Origin of the sequence: Polymorphobacter megasporae, assembly GCF_018982885.2 — a bacterium.
Taxonomy (GTDB): Bacteria; Pseudomonadota; Alphaproteobacteria; order Sphingomonadales; family Sphingomonadaceae; genus Polymorphobacter_B; species Polymorphobacter_B megasporae.
The window spans coordinates 2,685,783-2,700,479 of the sequence record NZ_CP081848.1; the positions used below are offsets into that span (position 1 = coordinate 2,685,783).

Here is a 14,697-nt window from a genome sequence, read left to right on the forward strand (position 1 = left end):
TTTCCCCCCGGACTTTATCATTACGACAGCTACTTGCTTGAGCTGGCCGGCATCGTCGCGTTGACCGGCGTGCCCGTCCGATACCGCCCGAACCATGCGAGGATCACCCCGTTCTCCGCCGCCAACTGCGAGGGCCGTTCCGCCAGCCCGTGGTGGCTCGCCCCCGGCACCCGCACCAGCGCGGTCGGGATCTTGCGGATCTGGAGGGCGTCGTAGAACTGCTCGGCCTCGCTGCCGGGGGTGCGGTGGTCTTCCTCGCCGACCATCAGCAGGGTCGGGGTGGTGACGTTGCCGACGAGGCTGAGCGGCGAGTGTTTCCACAGCAGGTCGGGGTTCTCCCACGGCTGTGCGCCGAACCAGTATTTGAGCATTTCGGCATAGCCGTCGGTCGTCAGCCCCTCGCTTGCCCAGTTGATGACGGGCTTCTGGCTAACCGCGGCCTTGAAGCGGTTGGTCTTGCCGACGACCCATGCGGTGAGCAGCCCGCCGCCCGATCCGCCGGTGACAAACAGGTTGTTCGGATCGACCGGGCCGTGGGCGATCGCATCGTCGACGACGCTCATGAGGTCGTCATAGTCGTGGCTCGGATAGTCCTTCCAGATGGTGTTGGCGAAGGCCGCGCCCTGGCTCGTCGACCCGCGCGGGTTGGCATAGACGACGACGTAACCGGCGGCGGCATAGAGTTGGTCCTCGGTCGACCACACCGGCGAATACGCCGCGTAGGGCCCGCCGTGGATTTCGAGGATCAACGGCATCTTGAACGCCGGGTCGTAGTTCGGCGGGGTAACCATCCAATAGTCGATCATCATGCCGTCGGCCGACGAGGCGACGTGATGCGCCTTGACCTCGCCGAGCGTCTTGCCCGCGAACAGCCCGTCGTTGAGCCGGGTGAGCAGGCGGGTCTTGCCGCCGCTCGCCAGCCCGACGTCGGCGGGATGTGCGGGGGTGCCGGCGGTGAAGGCGACCGCGCCGGTCTTCGCGACGCTGAACGACCCGCCGGTGTACGGCCGGTCGAGGTCGCCGCCCGCGAGGCCCTCGGCGACGGGGGTCATCCTGCCGTCGAGGTCGAAGCGCGCGACCTTGGTGACGCCGTGGTCTTCGTACGCCGCGACGATGCTCCGCCCGTCGGCCGACCAGCGCGGCGAATGGACCGAGCGGTCGAGGCTGGCGCTGATGACGCGCGACCCGCTGCCGTCGCGGTTCATCACGCTAAGCTGGCTGTTCTCATATGCGCGCAGGTGGTCGTCGAAGCCGGTGTAGGCGATGAGCTTGCCGTCGGGCGATGCTTGCGGCGCGGTGTCGGGGCCGTTGCGCGTCGTCAGCTGGGTGATCGTGCCGCGCTCGACCGCGACGGCGAAGATATCGGAGTTGAGCGGCTCGCGCTCCCAGTCCTTGCCGTGGTTCGAGCTGAACAGGATCGCGTCGCCGTCGCGGGTCCAGCTCAGTCCGGCGTCGTCGTCATACTTGCCGAAGGTCAGCTGGCGCGGCGCGCCGCCGTCGGAGCCGACGACGAAGACATGGGTGAAGCCGGGCTTGAGATAACCCTCGCCGTCGGCGCGGTAGTTGACCTTGGTGACGATGTTGAGCGGGTCGGCCCATTTCGCGCCCTCGGGCTTGGCGAGCGGGGTGCCGATCTTCTCGCCCTCGTCGGGGGTGAACAATGTGAAGGCAATGCGCTTGCCGTCGGGCGACCACGCCATGTCCTCGGGTGCGTCGGGCAGGGCGGTGATGCGCGCGTTGGTCCCGCTGTTCATCCAGTGGACGTACAACTGCGGCTTGCCCCCCGCGTCGGCGGCGGCATAGGCGATCTTGGTCCCGTCGGGCGACCAGCGCGGGCGGCTCGCGACGCCGTCGAGCAGCGGGGACTGCGCACCGGTGGCGACGTCGACGAGCCAGATCGTCCGCCGCGCCTTGTCGGTCATGATGTCCTCCGACGAGCGGACATAGGCGATGTGCTTGCCGTCGGGGCTGATCTGGACGTCGGTCGCCTGTTCGAGGCCAAAAACGTCGCGCGGCGTGAAGACCGGCGACGCGGCGGTCGCGAGCGGCGTCTGGGCGGCGAGGGGCAGGGCGGGAAAGGCGGCGGTAAAGAGGAGGACGGCGGTCAGCGTCAGGCGCATCATGGTCTCGCTTCAAAGGACACACGGATTTATGACGCTTGATGCGCGTTCCGCACAAGTGTAATAGACAGGCAATACAGTATGGAGACGAACATGCGCCGCGCCGCCCTGCTTTTCATGGTCCCGCTTGCCCTCGCCCCGCTCGCCCTGACAGCGTGCAACCGTCACCGCACCGAGGAGACGACGACGGTCGTGACCAAGGACGGGGTGACGACGACGACGGTAACGACGCGGAAGGTCGGGGCGCACGACGACGATAAGACCGCCGCCGGGCTCGACATCGACACCGACAAGTTCAAGGCGAACATCGAAATCCCGGGGCTGTCGCTCGGCGGCGACCACATGGATATGGACGGGATGAAACTGTATCCCGGGTCGACGGTCAAGGGCATGCACGTCAAGGCGAGCGATCATAATGGTGACTCGCGCGGCACGGTGACGATGGACTTCACCAGCCCCGCCGCTCCCGCCGCGGTCGCCGATCACATGAAGGCGCAGGCGGAAAAAGCCGGCTTCACCGTGGTGGGTGCCTCCGCCGCCGGGCTGACCGGGACGAAGGTCGAGGACAAGGACACCAACCACTTCACCATCACGCTCAATCCCAATGGTGATGCGACCGTCGGGCAGCTGGTGATGACGGGATCGAAGGAAAAGTTGGGCTGGTAATCTAATTCCTTCCTCGCTCTTGCGGGGGAGGAATTAGGCGATCCGCGTCTGCCGGCGAGCCTACTCCCGATACCTAATCAACCCCTCCTGCATCACCGTCGCGACCATCCGCCCATCGTGCGCGAAGATCAGCCCCCGGTTCATGCCCCGGCCGCCGCTCGCGCGCGGGGAGTCCTGGGCGAACAAATGCCAGTCGTTGAGGTCGGGCGTCGCGTGGAACCACATCGCATGGTCGATCGACGCGACCTGAAGCTTGGGGTCGGCCCAGCTGATCGCGTGCGGCATCAGGCAGGTGTCGAGCAATGTCATGTCGCTGGCGAAGGCGAGTAGGCAGCGCGCGAGGACCGGATCACCCGGCACCGGGCTCGCCGCGCGGAACCAGTTATGCTGGACCGGCTTCGCCTTCTTCGGCTTGAACGGGTCCATCGGCTCGACCGGGCGGAATTCGATCGGCCGGTCGCGGTTGCCCCATAAGGTGCGGAATGGCTCGGGAGTCGTCGCGGCGCGGCGCTCGAACAGCTCGCGCTCGTTGCGCAGCCCGTCGGGACCAGCGACCTTGGGCAACGCCGCGGCATGGTCGAAGCCGGTCTCGGCGATGGCGAACGACGCCGCCATGTTGAAGATTGGTCGACCGTGCTGGATCGCGATGACCCGCCGCGTGGCGAAGCTGGTGCCGTCGCGGTCGCGCTCGACGCGGTAGACGATCGGCGCGGCGGGATCGCCGGGGCGGAGGAAATAGGCGTGGAGCGAGTGCGCCAGCCGGTCGGCGCGGACCGTCCGCGACGCCGCCATCAACGCCTGCGCGACGACCTGCCCGCCATAGACGCGGGTCCAGCCGGGGTCGTTCGAGATGCCGCGAAAGAGGTCGACCTCGAGCGCCTCGACGTCGAGCAACGCCAGCAGCCGTTCGACCGCAGCGGCGTCGGGGCCGGCATCAGGGGCAGCGGCAGGCGGAAGCGGATTATTCATTACGCCCGGGTAGCGATCGTGCGCACGCCTGTCACCGGAACTTTCGATCGGGACGTTCGCTTTGGGATCACTACGGCTTCACAACGGTCAAGGGGTCCCGCAAATGCTTCGTTACGCTCTTATCTTTCTCGTCGTCGCGCTCGTCGCCGGCCTCCTCGGCTTCGGCGGTCTTGCCGGTGCCGCCGTCGGTATCGCCAAGATTCTGTTCTACATCTTCATCATTCTGTTCGTCGTGGGTCTCGTGATGCACCTCGTCCGGGGTGGCCGCACGATCTAACGATCGATTTCGGATAAAGCTTGAGGCCGTCGGAGCAATCCGGCGGCCTTTTGCTTGACACCATCGGGGGGGTCGCCTAACCCCGCCGCCTCGCGCAAGCGGGTGTAGCTCAGTTGGTTAGAGCGCCGGCCTGTCACGCCGGAGGTCGCGGGTTCGAGTCCCGTCACTCGCGCCACGCGGCGCGAAATCTCCCGCCGCTTGCGCCGATCATTCCCGCCGATTGTTTGCGCTCAGTTCCGGGCGTCGAACGTCTTCAATTCATAAGCGATCGATGCTTCGACGAGGGCTTCCCACAGCGTCGCTGCAAGACCGTCGGGCAGCTCGGCGGCAGCGGCCTCGCGCACGGCGTTGGCGATGACTTCGGCCTTGCGCGGCTCGTCGCGAACGGCGGTGCGATCCGGCTTGATCCGGGCGGCGGCGAGCATGAAGTCGAACCGGCGGCGAAGCACCGCGACCAGTTCGCGGTCGATTGCGTCAACCCCGGCACGGACCTCGGTCATCGACATGCAATCGGCGGCGGTCATCGCGGCGCGCGCCACGACCCGGTCTCCATCCACTGCAGCAGCGGCTTCAACGGCAACAGCCACAGGCAGCCGAGCAGCAGGTACACCGGGGTCGCGATATACCATGGCAGCGCGCCGATCGGGCCGAGCAGCCGCGACACCAACCCGGCATAGATGATCAGGCCCAGCACCATCGCCAGCACGCCGATGGGTTTGCGGTACGTCGGGGGTTTCATGGCCATGCCGCCGACATAAGCGCAGGGGGTGACATTGTCAGCCTCGTGCGTCACCGGGTAAAGCGGTGCCACCCCGACGGCGTCGCCAGCGCATCGAGCGGCGCGTCCCACGCATCGGCAGGCAATGCCTCGACCCGCTGCACGTCCCAGGCGACCCCGATCGCGAACACTTGCCCGCTCCCCCGCAGCAGCGCCAACGTCCGGTCGTAATAGCCGCCCCCCTGACCGAGCCGGTGGCCGCGCGCGTCGACCGCGATCAGCGGCACGAGGATGATAGTCGGGACCGCGACGGGAGCGTCCGCCGCCGGTTCGGGGATGCCGAGTGCGCCGGGAACGAGGCTCGCTGCGCCGGCATGATGGAAGGTCAGCGGCGAATCGCGGGTGACGCGCGGATAGAGCATCGCGCGCGCGAAGCCGCACGGGTCGATCTCGTCACCACACGCCCGATAGACTGCGACCGGCCCCGGTCCGAGATTGGCGTCGAGGACAGCGGCAAGCGCAGCCTCGAGCCGCGCCCGCTCGCCCGGCGCCAGCCCCGCGACATACGCCGCCCGCGCCGCTCGCAACGTCCGGCGCAACGCTGCCTTGGTAGGGGTCGACGCTGGGTGAGGGGAGGTCGGCGGGACCACCATAGCCGTTTGCCTGAAAGTCCTCTGATGCCAAGTACATCAGGTGGGGACCATGTAGTTCGGACCAGGATCCGACCAGAGACAGCCCCCTAGGAGAGTGAATCGCCTCAGGGAAATATGGGCTCGTACAAGGCAGTGCCCGCCTCATCCCGATATAGGCGCTTTGTCCCGGGCGCTCAACCACCGGTGCTCGACCATCGGCAAATTGAATCGGCGATCGATTTGTGTAGTTTAGTACGAAGTCGGACTTTTGGGGGTGCACATGCCGTTGAACGAAGAGCTGAGCTGGTCGCAGGTTGGAGCGATCGTCACCAATGCCGATATCTCGCCGCCGGGAACAGTCAGCGACGCGTTCCAGCTGGCGTACGGCATGCCGACGAAGGAGCTGCTTCCAGCGGGCATGTCGCTCTACAAATTCAACGGCTGGAACTCGCTCGGGCAGGGGGCGATCACTGCGGGGACCGAACTGTCGCCGTGGTGGAGCCCGACCGCGCCATTCAAGCACGATGCCGGGCTCGTCCAGCGGCAGAAGATCGCCGACGCCAACGGCGTGTCGTTCCGCGAATGGGGCCGCCTGACCTCGGTCATCAAGGAAAACTGGAGCTCACTCGACTGGCTGCTGACGGTCCAGCTCGCGGTGCCGGTCTATGCCTGGTTCGGCGGCTTCAAGGGCATGGCGCGGATCGACAAGGACACCCAGTCGCGCCGGAACGCCGCGCTCGAAAAGCGCGGCGCCGGTAGCAACCTGCCCGGCGGCGGGACGCAGTTCTACATCCCCAACCTGACGGTCGGCGCGATCGTCAGCCCGGCGTTCCGCTCACTCGGCGCTTAATCGCGCCCCGCCTCGAGCGTCGCGGCGAGGGTTTCAACGCGGGCAAGCAAGGCGGCGTAACGCTCGTCATCTGCAGCACCTGCCGCCGGGGCGATCGGTGCCGTCGCACCACCGTTGCGCGCGGCGAACAACTCGTCGGCGACCTGGATGCCCGCCATCAACAATAGGCGTGGCTCGCTCATCGTGCCGATCGCGGCGGTGAGCTCGTCGGCTTTCGCCGCGAGAAGCGCAGCGAGCGCGGTGATGTGCCCCTCCTCGCCGTCGCCGCACGACAGCGGATAGGTGCGTCCGCCGATCCCGACCCTGACCTGGCCCATTACTTCGCCTCCGCGATCAACGCATCGAGTGCGCTGATCGCGTCACCTGCGGCCACATCGAGCGCGGTAGCCTTCGCCGCAGCGCGATCGCGTTCACCACGAAGTTTCGCCGCCGCTGCCTCGATCCGGTCGACCGCCGCGGACAGGCGTTCGAGTGTCGTCGTATCCGCCACCGGCAAACTCCTGAAATCGCGCAACTGCGGTTCAAATCGTCCAAAATGGCCCCCGCCGTCAAATATTGACCCGCCGCGGGGGGGTCGCCATGGTGCGCCGCGCTCTGTTCCCGAGTCGCTCGCAAGGTTCATTTCGCCGATGTCCGTACCCAACCGCCAAATGGCGAATGCGATCCGCGCGCTGGCGATGGATGCGGTGGAGCGTGCAAATTCGGGGCACCCCGGCATGCCGATGGGGATGGCCGACGCCGCGACGGCGCTGTTCACGCGTCACCTCAAGTACGATCCCGCCCAGCCGAAATGGGCCGACCGCGACCGCTTCGTCCTGTCGGCGGGGCACGGCTCGATGCTGATCTATGCGCTGCTGTACCTGACCGGCTACACCCGCCCGACGATTTCCGACATCGAAAATTTCCGCCAGCTCGGGTCGCCCTGCGCCGGACATCCCGAGAATTTCGAGCTTGAAGGCGTCGAGACGACGACCGGCCCGCTCGGGCAGGGGCTCGCCACCGCCGTCGGCATGGCGATCGCCGAACGCCACCTCAACGCGGTCTACGGCGACGCGCTGGTCGACCATCACACCTATGTCATCGCCGGCGACGGTTGCTTGATGGAGGGCATCAGCCACGAGGCGATCGGCCTCGCGGGGCACCTCGGCCTCGGACGGCTCATCGTGATGTGGGACGACAACCGCATATCGATCGATGGGCCGACGAGCCTGTCGACCAGCGAAGATACCGCCAAGCGGTTCGACGCCGCCGGGTGGCACGTCCTCGCTTGCGATGGGATGGACTTCGACGCGGTCGACGCGGCGCTGACCGCAGCGAAGGCCGATCCGCGCCCGACGCTGATCGCGTGCCGGACGACGATTGGCTTCGGCGCGCCGAAAAAGGCGGGGACGAGCGGCGCGCATGGTTCGCCGCTCGGTGCTGCCGAGATCGCCGGAGCCCGTGAGGCGCTCGGCTGGACGGCTGAACCGTTCGTCGTTCCCGACGAGATCTTCGCCGCTTGGCGCGATGCCGGAAAGCGCGGCGTCGCAGCGCGTGCGGCATGGGATGCGCGCCTTGCGAGCGCTGACGAGCACGTCCGTGCGGGCTTCGTGCGCCGGTTGAGCGGCACGCCGCCGCAGGCCGCCTACGACGCGATCGACGCGCATATCGCCGGGCTGATCGCCGCGCCGCAGACGATCGCGACGCGCAAGGCGTCCGAACTCGTGCTCGACGTCGTCACCCCCGTTGCCCCCGGGATGATCGGCGGATCAGCCGACCTGACGGGATCGAACAACACCAAGACCAAGGCTTTACAGCCGCTTACGCGCGACAGTTATGACGGGCGCTACATTTATTACGGCATCCGCGAGTTCGGCATGGCGGCGGCGATGAACGGCATCGCGCTGCATGGCCAGTGCCTGCCGTTTGGCGGCACCTTCCTCGTTTTCTCGGACTACATGCGCAACGCGATCCGCATGTCGGCACTCCAGCAGACCCGCGTGATCTACGTCTTGACCCACGACAGCATCGGCCTCGGCGAGGACGGCCCGACCCATCAGCCGGTCGAGCATCTGCTGTCGCTCCGCGCGATCCCGAACCTCGCGGTCTATCGCCCCGCCGATGCGGTCGAGACCGCCGAGTGCTGGGCGCTGGCGATTGCCGATGCCCACCGTCCGTCGGTGCTCGCGCTGTCGCGGCAGAATCTGCCGCAGCTTCGCCTCACAGCCGCAGCGAACCAGTCGGCGCTCGGGGGGTACACGCTACGCGCCGCGACCGCCGAGCGCCGCGTCGTGCTGATCGCCACTGGCTCCGAGGTCCACATCGCGCTCGCCGCCGCCGACCGCCTCGAAGCCGACGGGATCGGCGCCGACGTCGTCTCGATGCCGTGCTGCGAGCGCTTCGAGGACCAGACCGCGATGTACCGAGCGAGCGTCCTCCCCGACGGCGTTTTGACGTGTTCGGTCGAGGCGGGCGTCACCCTCGGCTGGGAGCGCTATACCGGCCGCGACGGGCTGCGCTTCGGCATTGACAGTTTCGGCGCCTCGGCCCCGATCGACACACTATATGACAAGTTCGGCCTGACCGCGCCGGCAATCGCCGCGCGGATCAGCAGTCATTTCAAGGAGTAGGGTATGACCAAGGTAGCGATCAACGGCTTCGGCCGGATCGGACGGCTCGTGATGCGCGCAATCCTCGCGCGCGCCGCCGAGGGTGCCGACATCGAGATCGTCGCGATCAACGACCTCGCCGACATCAACACCAACGCGCTGCTGCTCAAGCGCGATTCGACCCACGGCACCTATGCCGGCACCGTCACTGTCGATGGCTCCGACCTGATCGTTGACGGCAAGCGCATCCGCGTCACCGCCGAGCGCGACCCCGCCAAACTTCCGCACGCCGAACTCGGCGTCGACATCGCGCTCGAGTGCACCGGGCTGTTCACCGACGCCGAGAAGGCGCGGCTGCACCTGACGGCGGGCGCGAAGAAGGTTCTGATTTCGGCCCCGGGCAAGGGCGTCGACCTCACCGTCGTCTACGGCGTCAACCACAAACTGCTCGAAGCCGGACACACCGTCGTCTCAAACGCATCGTGCACGACCAACTGCTTGGCCCCGATCGTCAAGGTGATGCATGAGGCGATCGGCATCGAGCGCGGGCTGATGCTGACGATCCACAGCTACACCAACGACCAGGCGCTGCTCGACCAGATGCATAAGGACCCACGCCGCGCCCGCGCCGCCGCGGTATCGATGATCCCGACAAGCACGGGTGCGGCCAAGACCGTCGGCGAGGTCATCCCCGAGTTGAAGGGCAAGCTCGACGGCATCTCGATCCGCGTGCCGACGCCGAACGTCAGCCTCGTCGACTTCACCTTCACGCCGTCGCGCGACACGACGATCGAGGAAGTCAACGCCGCACTCAAGGCTGCATCCGAAACCGCTGATTTCAAGGGCATTCTCAATTACAGCATCGAGCCGCTGGTCAGCCGCGACTACAACGGCGATCCGGCGTCGTCGACGATCGACAGCCTCGAGACGACCGTCCTCGACAAGAAGCTCGTCCGTGTCGTCAGCTGGTACGACAATGAATGGGGCTTCTCGAACCGCATGGTCGACACCACGCTGCTGATGGGCAGCCTCGTATAGTGTTTAAAACACTCGACGATATCGGCGACGTCCACGGCAAGCGCGTCCTCGTCCGTTCCGACCTAAACGTGCCGATGGAGGGCGGAGTGGTCGGCGATGCGTCGCGGCTGCGGGCGACGGTGCCGACGATCGCCGAACTCGCCGACGGCGGCGCGATCGTCCTGATCCTGTCGCACTTCGGACGACCCAAGGGCGTCGACGCGAGCCTGTCGCTGCGCCCGGTCGCCGTTGCGCTCGCCGATGTCCTCGGTCGCCCGGTCGGCTTCGTCACCGATTGCGTCGGTCCGATCGCCGAGGCAGCGGTCGCGGCGATGCATCCGGGCGATATCGCGGTCCTCGAGAACCTCCGCTTTCATCTCGGCGAGGAGGCAAACGACCCAGATTTCGTCGCGAGTCTCGCGAAGCTCGGCGAACTCTATGTCGACGACTCGTTCTCGACCGCGCACCGCGCGCACGCCTCGACCGAGGGCCTCGCGCATGTCCTTCCCGCGTTCGCCGGACGCGAGATGGGTGCCGAACTGAACGCGCTCGACAAGGCGCTCGGCCACCCGGTCCACCCGGTCGCGGCGGTCGTCGGCGGTTCGAAGGTCTCGTCGAAGCTCGACGTCCTGCTCCACCTCGTCACCAAGGTCAATCACCTGATGATCGGCGGCGCGATGGCGAACACCTTCCTCGCCGCGCGCGGAATAAACGTCGGCAAGTCGTTGTGCGAACACGATATGGCGGCAACAGCGCTCGATGTTCTCGCGCGAGCAGAAGCGGCTAATTGCACCGTCCACCTGCCGTACGACGTTGTCGTCGCGACCGAGTTCAAGGCCGGAGCGGCGAACCGCACCGTTAACGTCCACGAAATTCCCGCCGACGCGATGGTCCTCGACCTCGGCCCGGCGGCAGTCGAGATGCTCGGCGACGTCCTGAAGACGTGCAAGACACTCGTCTGGAACGGCCCGCTCGGCGCGTTCGAGATCGAACCGTTCGACCGCGCGACCGTCGCGCTTGCGCGGATCGCCGCCGCATTGACCGCCGAGGGGCTGGTGTCGGTCGCCGGGGGCGGCGATACTGTCGCCGCGCTCAACCACGCCGGTGTCGCCGACGGCTTCACCTTCGTATCGAACGCCGGGGGCGCTTTCCTCGAATGGATGGAGGGCAAGGCGTTGCCCGGAATCGTCGCGCTCGGGGGTGATGCATGATCGATATCGACCGGATCTGGGAGAAACTCTACCCGGCGGCGTGGAAGCTGGCGCGCTCGGCCGACCCGATCCACGACCGGATCGGCGAGGCATACCGCGGCTTCCGCGATTTGAAGGGCGAGGCCTTCCCGCCCGAAAGCCGCATCCTCTACAACAGCATCACAACGCGGATGACCGCGGCGGGGGCCGTGGTCGAGAATGGGGTGATCAAGACCGGCGCGGTCGCGAACACCCTCGCCTCGATGCCCGAAGATGACGCCTGCGAAGTCGCCGAACACATCTTCGAACTCTTCGTCCAGGTCGCTGAGGTCCATTTCGCGCGTTGACCATCTTAGGCGTTGGCTCGGCCTGTAGCGCGTTGCCCCGGCGGGGAGGCGGCGCTATCGCCATACCATCCATCTTTCGGAGCATTCCATGACCCCCGCCGTCCGCGCCATTCTCGCCAACTACGAATCCGACAATCCCGGGACCAAGGCGAACCTCGCCCGCATCCTGATGCAGGGGCGGCTCGGCGGGACGGGGAAGCTCGTGATCCTGCCGGTCGACCAGGGCTTCGAGCATGGCCCGGCGCGGAGCTTCGCGGTCAATCCCGACGCGTATGACCCGCACTACCATTTCCAGCTCGCGATCGACGCCGGGCTGTCGGCGTACGCCGCGCCGCTCGGGATGCTCGAGGCGGGGGCGGATACGTTTGCCGGGCAGATCCCGACGATCCTCAAGGTCAACAGCTCGAACAGCTGGTCGACCTCGATCGACCAGGCGGTGACTGGCGGCGTCGACGACGCGCTGCGCCTCGGCTGCGCCGCGATCGGCTTCACCATCTACCCCGGCAGCGACGAGATTTTCGAGCTGATGGAGGAAATCCGCGAACTGTCGGCCGAAGCGAAGTCGGTCGGCATCGCGACCGTTATCTGGTCGTATCCACGCGGCGGCGACATTTCCAAGGCGGGCGAACTCGCGCTCGACGTCGGTGCATACGCTGCGCACATGGCCGCACTCGCAGGCGCCCACATCATCAAGGTCAAGCTGCCGACCGATCATATCGAGCAGAAGGACGCGAAGAAGGCGTACGAGGACGGCGACTGGTCGACGCAGGCGAAGCGCGTCGCGCATGTCCGCCAGGCGTGTTTCAACGGCCGCCGCATCGTCGTCTTCTCGGGCGGCGCGGCGAAGGGTGCCGACGCGGTCTATCAGGATGCGCGCGACATTCGCGACGGCGGCGGCAACGGCTCGATCATCGGTCGTAACACCTTCCAGCGCCCGCGCGCCGAGGCGCTGGCGATGCTCGACAAGATCGTCGGCATCTACATGGGGGCCGAATGAGCGAGCCGGAGCACGACGCCGAAAGCGAGCTGATTCCGCTCGATCCCGGCTTCGGCGAGCGCTTTGAACGCCAACGGCGGCCGAAGTGCCAGTTGTACATCGTCTCGCCGCCGGTGATCGACGTAGGGTTCGCCGACCGGCTGCGCGCGGCGCTCGGGGCAGGGCCGGTCGCGGCGTTCCAGTTGCGGATGAAGGACGTCTCCGACGACGCGATCCTCCGCGCCGCCGAGACGCTGCTGCCGATCTGCAACGAGCATGAGGTCGCGTTCCTGCTCAATGACCGGATGGACCTCGCCAAGGCGTGCGGTGCCGATGGGGTCCACCTCGGCCAGTCCGACGGCCGCGTGCAGGACGCGCGCGCGCTTCTCGGGGCCGACGCGCAGATCGGCGTGACGTGCCACGACAGCCGCCACCTCGCGATGGAGGCGGGCGAGGCGGGGGCCGATTATGTCGCGTTCGGCGCGTTCTATGAGACGACGACCAAGCCGTCGCACTACCGCCCCGAACCGCCGCTGCTGACGTGGTGGACGACGCTGAGCCAGCTGCCGTGTGTCGCGATCGGCGGGATCACCCCGGCCAACGCGCCGCCGCTGATTGCTGCCGGGGCCGACTTCATCGCGGTGGTCAACGCGGTTTGGGCGCACCCGGATGGCCCGGCGGCGGGCGTGGCGTCGTTCGGCCCGGTGTTGGCAGGGGCCTGACCTTGCGCTAGGAGACGCGCCTTCCCCTCCCGCAGAGCCGACCCGCCCCATGAAAATCAACGCCGTCGAAATTCGCCCCGGCAATATCCTCGAATATCAGTCCGGGCTGTGGCGCGCGGTCAAGATCCAGCACACCCAGCCGGGCAAGGGCGGGGCGTATATGCAGGTCGAGCTCAAGAATTTGATCGACGGGCGCAAGACCAACGAGCGCTTCCGTTCGGCCGAGACGGTCGAGAAGGTGCGGCTCGATACGCGCGACTTCCAGTTCCTCTACGCCGAGGGCGACGAGCTGACCTTCATGGACAAGCTCAACTATGATCAGGTCCAACTGCCGAAGGACCTGCTCGGCGACGCTGCCGAGTTCCTCACCGACGGCATGGACGTCGTCATGGAGACGTGGGAGGAAAAGCCGATTTCGGTCCAGCTTCCCGACCATATCGAAGCGGTGATCGCCGACACCGAGGCCGTCGTGAAGGGCCAGACCGCGTCGTCGAGCTACAAGCCGGCGCGGCTCGAAAACGGCGTCCGCGTCATGGTGCCCCCGTTCATCGGTGTCGGCACCAAGATCGTCGTCGACGTCTACGAGCGCGAATACGTCCGCCGCGCCGACTGATTATTTCCCTCCCCCTCGGGGGAGGGCAGGGGCAGGGGAGTCGCCCCGTTCCCGCATCCCCACCGGCCTTGCTCCCGACGGAGCGGGGAGGAGACGATATGCCGATTCATTCCGCCCTGATCACCGTCATGGAAAAGGCCGCGCGCAAGGCCGGGATCCGGCTGCGCCGCGACTTCAACGAGGTCGACGCGCTCCAGGTGTCGCGCAAGGGTCCGGCCGACTTCGTTTCGAATGCCGATCAACAGGCCGAGCGGACGATCCGCGAAATCCTGACGCACGCGCGCCCCGACTGGGGATTGCTGATGGAGGAGGAGGGCGAGATCGTCGGCAACGATCCCGACCACCGCTGGATCGTCGATCCGCTCGACGGCACGACCAACTTCCTCCACGGCCTGCCGCACTTCGCCATCTCGATTGCCGCCGAGGAGCGCGGTGAGGTCGTCGCCGGGCTGGTTTATCAACCACTTACCGACGAAAGCTTCTGGGCCGAGAAAGGCAAAGGCGCGTGGTTGCAGGACCGGCGGCTGCGCGTCTCGGCACGCGGCGACATGGCCGACGCGCTGATCGCCACCGGCATCCCGTTCAGCGGCCACGGCGACCAGCAGGAGTTCGAGAAGGTATTGGCCAAGGTCATGCCCGAGGTCGCCGGCATCCGCCGCTTCGGGTCGGCGGCGCTCGACCTCGCATGGGTCGCGGCAGGGCGTTACGACGGCTATTGGGAAAGCGACCTCCATTACTGGGATGTCGCCGCCGGCATCCTGCTGGTCCGCGAAGCCGGGGGCTTCGTCACCGATTTCCGCGGCGGCGACAAGCCGGTCGAGAAGGCGCAGATCGTCGCTGGGAACGACCGCATCCATAACAAGCTCGGAAAGATGATCGCGACGGCGCTGCGGTAAATCCTCGCGCTACCAAAGGCGGCGGCCTCGTACCGCACCGCACCATGCTTGCGCGCGGCCCCCCTCGCGCTTAGACACGCCGGAGCGAAACCCGCGCGCTGCCGCCGGTTTCGAAG

At 66.9% G+C, this 14,697-nt stretch carries 18 protein-coding genes, 1 tRNA gene and 1 other RNA gene; 12 read left to right on the forward strand and 8 right to left on the reverse strand.

Features of this window, described 5'->3' with window-relative positions; translation table 11 throughout:
• Positions 1-29 precede the first annotated feature (29 nt).
• On the reverse strand, positions 30-2,123 hold the full coding sequence (locus KTC28_RS12510) for a prolyl oligopeptidase family serine peptidase (RefSeq protein WP_369426552.1): 2,094 nt from the start codon (positions 2,121-2,123) through the stop codon (positions 30-32).
• A 90-nt stretch (positions 2,124-2,213) separates the two neighbouring features.
• On the opposite strand from KTC28_RS12510, the gene KTC28_RS12515 reads away from it, so the two are divergent.
• Entirely contained in the window at positions 2,214-2,786 is a 573-nt protein-coding gene (locus tag KTC28_RS12515) for a hypothetical protein (protein WP_216707503.1), read from the forward strand.
• Between the two features lie 60 nt (positions 2,787-2,846).
• On the opposite strand, the gene KTC28_RS12520 is transcribed toward KTC28_RS12515, so the two are convergent.
• Complete coding sequence (locus KTC28_RS12520) at positions 2,847-3,755, reverse strand: acyl-CoA thioesterase (RefSeq protein WP_216707504.1); 909 nt, start codon at positions 3,753-3,755, stop codon at positions 2,847-2,849.
• A 103-nt stretch (positions 3,756-3,858) separates the two neighbouring features.
• Here KTC28_RS12520 and KTC28_RS12525 point away from each other — a divergent pair, with 103 nt between their 5' ends.
• Entirely contained in the window at positions 3,859-4,032 is a 174-nt protein-coding gene (locus tag KTC28_RS12525; protein WP_216707505.1) for a DUF1328 domain-containing protein, read from the forward strand.
• A 98-nt stretch (positions 4,033-4,130) separates the two neighbouring features.
• Positions 4,131-4,207 (forward strand) — tRNA-Asp (locus KTC28_RS12530).
• A gap of 55 nt (positions 4,208-4,262) precedes the next feature.
• Here KTC28_RS12530 and KTC28_RS12535 read toward each other — a convergent pair.
• From KTC28_RS12535 to ssrS, 4 genes are all read right to left on the reverse strand, one after another.
• Positions 4,263-4,556: a chorismate mutase gene (locus KTC28_RS12535; protein WP_255602440.1), complete on the reverse strand. Its 294-nt coding sequence runs from the start codon at positions 4,554-4,556 to the stop codon at positions 4,263-4,265.
• Positions 4,553-4,843 (reverse strand): DUF2842 domain-containing protein, encoded by a 291-nt coding sequence (locus KTC28_RS12540; protein WP_369426553.1) that lies wholly within the window; start codon positions 4,841-4,843, stop codon positions 4,553-4,555. The genes KTC28_RS12535 and KTC28_RS12540 overlap by 4 nt, the downstream gene beginning before the upstream one ends.
• Entirely contained in the window at positions 4,822-5,403 is a 582-nt protein-coding gene (locus KTC28_RS12545; protein ID WP_216707506.1) for a 5-formyltetrahydrofolate cyclo-ligase, read from the reverse strand. Before KTC28_RS12545 ends, KTC28_RS12540 begins: the two co-directional genes overlap by 22 nt.
• A non-coding RNA gene (ssrS, locus tag KTC28_RS12550) (6S RNA) lies at positions 5,390-5,542 on the reverse strand. Before ssrS ends, KTC28_RS12545 begins: the two co-directional genes overlap by 14 nt.
• Positions 5,543-5,662: 120 nt before the next feature.
• On the opposite strand from ssrS, the gene KTC28_RS12555 reads away from it, so the two are divergent.
• Positions 5,663-6,232, forward strand: a complete 570-nt coding sequence (locus KTC28_RS12555; RefSeq protein WP_216707507.1) for a hypothetical protein — start codon at positions 5,663-5,665, stop codon at positions 6,230-6,232.
• Here KTC28_RS12555 and KTC28_RS12560 read toward each other — a convergent pair.
• Together KTC28_RS12560 and KTC28_RS12565 are read right to left on the reverse strand one after the other, a co-directional pair.
• A complete protein-coding gene (locus KTC28_RS12560; RefSeq protein ID WP_216707508.1) occupies positions 6,229-6,549 on the reverse strand; it encodes a cell division protein ZapA in 321 nt (106 codons plus the stop codon). The genes KTC28_RS12555 and KTC28_RS12560 overlap by 4 nt on opposite strands.
• Positions 6,549-6,722 carry a hypothetical protein gene (locus tag KTC28_RS12565; protein WP_216707509.1) on the reverse strand — a complete coding sequence of 58 codons (174 nt, stop codon included), beginning with the start codon at positions 6,720-6,722 and terminating at the stop codon, positions 6,549-6,551. The genes KTC28_RS12560 and KTC28_RS12565 overlap by 1 nt, the downstream gene beginning before the upstream one ends.
• A 139-nt stretch (positions 6,723-6,861) precedes the next feature.
• On the opposite strand from KTC28_RS12565, the gene tkt reads away from it, so the two are divergent.
• The 8 genes from tkt to KTC28_RS12605 all read left to right on the forward strand — a co-directional run bounded on the left by tkt (position 6,862) and on the right by KTC28_RS12605 (position 14,581).
• Positions 6,862-8,841 (forward strand): transketolase, encoded by a 1,980-nt coding sequence (gene tkt / locus KTC28_RS12570; RefSeq protein WP_216707510.1) that lies wholly within the window; start codon positions 6,862-6,864, stop codon positions 8,839-8,841.
• 3 nt (positions 8,842-8,844) lie between these two features.
• Positions 8,845-9,858 carry a type I glyceraldehyde-3-phosphate dehydrogenase gene (gene gap / locus KTC28_RS12575; protein WP_216707511.1) on the forward strand — a complete coding sequence of 338 codons (1,014 nt, stop codon included), beginning with the start codon at positions 8,845-8,847 and terminating at the stop codon, positions 9,856-9,858.
• Positions 9,855-11,048 (forward strand): phosphoglycerate kinase, encoded by a 1,194-nt coding sequence (locus KTC28_RS12580; RefSeq protein ID WP_216708127.1) that lies wholly within the window; start codon positions 9,855-9,857, stop codon positions 11,046-11,048. The genes gap and KTC28_RS12580 overlap by 4 nt, the downstream gene beginning before the upstream one ends.
• The gene (locus KTC28_RS12585; RefSeq protein ID WP_216707512.1) at positions 11,045-11,374 is read left to right on the forward strand and encodes a hypothetical protein; all 330 of its coding nucleotides are present in this window, start codon (positions 11,045-11,047) and stop codon (positions 11,372-11,374) included. Before KTC28_RS12580 ends, KTC28_RS12585 begins: the two co-directional genes overlap by 4 nt.
• Positions 11,375-11,462: 88 nt before the next feature.
• Positions 11,463-12,371 (forward strand): class I fructose-bisphosphate aldolase, encoded by a 909-nt coding sequence (locus KTC28_RS12590; protein ID WP_216707513.1) that lies wholly within the window; start codon positions 11,463-11,465, stop codon positions 12,369-12,371.
• Positions 12,368-13,072, forward strand: a complete 705-nt coding sequence (gene thiE / locus KTC28_RS12595; protein ID WP_216707514.1) for a thiamine phosphate synthase — start codon at positions 12,368-12,370, stop codon at positions 13,070-13,072. The genes KTC28_RS12590 and thiE overlap by 4 nt, the downstream gene beginning before the upstream one ends.
• 49 nt (positions 13,073-13,121) lie before the next feature.
• The gene (efp, locus tag KTC28_RS12600; RefSeq protein WP_216707515.1) at positions 13,122-13,685 is read left to right on the forward strand and encodes an elongation factor P; all 564 of its coding nucleotides are present in this window, start codon (positions 13,122-13,124) and stop codon (positions 13,683-13,685) included.
• A 98-nt stretch (positions 13,686-13,783) separates the two neighbouring features.
• Positions 13,784-14,581 (forward strand): inositol monophosphatase family protein, encoded by a 798-nt coding sequence (locus tag KTC28_RS12605; RefSeq protein ID WP_216707516.1) that lies wholly within the window; start codon positions 13,784-13,786, stop codon positions 14,579-14,581.
• The last annotated feature ends 116 nt before the right edge of the window (positions 14,582-14,697 follow it).

Bases quoted from the DNA above. Each gene is read 5' to 3' on its own strand.
- KTC28_RS12590 (WP_216707513.1), top strand. From the start codon at position 11,463: ATGACCCCCGCCGTCCGCGCCATTCTCGCCAACTACGAATCCGACAAT.
- KTC28_RS12510 (WP_369426552.1), bottom strand. From the start codon at position 2,123: ATGATGCGCCTGACGCTGACCGCCGTCCTCCTCTTTACCGCCGCCTTT.
- KTC28_RS12520 (WP_216707504.1), bottom strand. From the start codon at position 3,755: ATGAATAATCCGCTTCCGCCTGCCGCTGCCCCTGATGCCGGCCCCGAC.
- gap (WP_216707511.1), top strand. From the start codon at position 8,845: ATGACCAAGGTAGCGATCAACGGCTTCGGCCGGATCGGACGGCTCGTG.
- KTC28_RS12560 (WP_216707508.1), bottom strand. From the start codon at position 6,549: ATGGGCCAGGTCAGGGTCGGGATCGGCGGACGCACCTATCCGCTGTCG.
- KTC28_RS12515 (WP_216707503.1), top strand. From the start codon at position 2,214: ATGCGCCGCGCCGCCCTGCTTTTCATGGTCCCGCTTGCCCTCGCCCCG.
- KTC28_RS12525 (WP_216707505.1), top strand. From the start codon at position 3,859: ATGCTTCGTTACGCTCTTATCTTTCTCGTCGTCGCGCTCGTCGCCGGC.
- KTC28_RS12555 (WP_216707507.1), top strand. From the start codon at position 5,663: ATGCCGTTGAACGAAGAGCTGAGCTGGTCGCAGGTTGGAGCGATCGTC.
- tkt (WP_216707510.1), top strand. From the start codon at position 6,862: ATGTCCGTACCCAACCGCCAAATGGCGAATGCGATCCGCGCGCTGGCG.
- KTC28_RS12585 (WP_216707512.1), top strand. From the start codon at position 11,045: ATGATCGATATCGACCGGATCTGGGAGAAACTCTACCCGGCGGCGTGG.
- thiE (WP_216707514.1), top strand. From the start codon at position 12,368: ATGAGCGAGCCGGAGCACGACGCCGAAAGCGAGCTGATTCCGCTCGAT.
- efp (WP_216707515.1), top strand. From the start codon at position 13,122: ATGAAAATCAACGCCGTCGAAATTCGCCCCGGCAATATCCTCGAATAT.
- KTC28_RS12605 (WP_216707516.1), top strand. From the start codon at position 13,784: ATGCCGATTCATTCCGCCCTGATCACCGTCATGGAAAAGGCCGCGCGC.
- KTC28_RS12545 (WP_216707506.1), bottom strand. From the start codon at position 5,403: ATGGTGGTCCCGCCGACCTCCCCTCACCCAGCGTCGACCCCTACCAAG.
- KTC28_RS12535 (WP_255602440.1), bottom strand. From the start codon at position 4,556: ATGACCGCCGCCGATTGCATGTCGATGACCGAGGTCCGTGCCGGGGTT.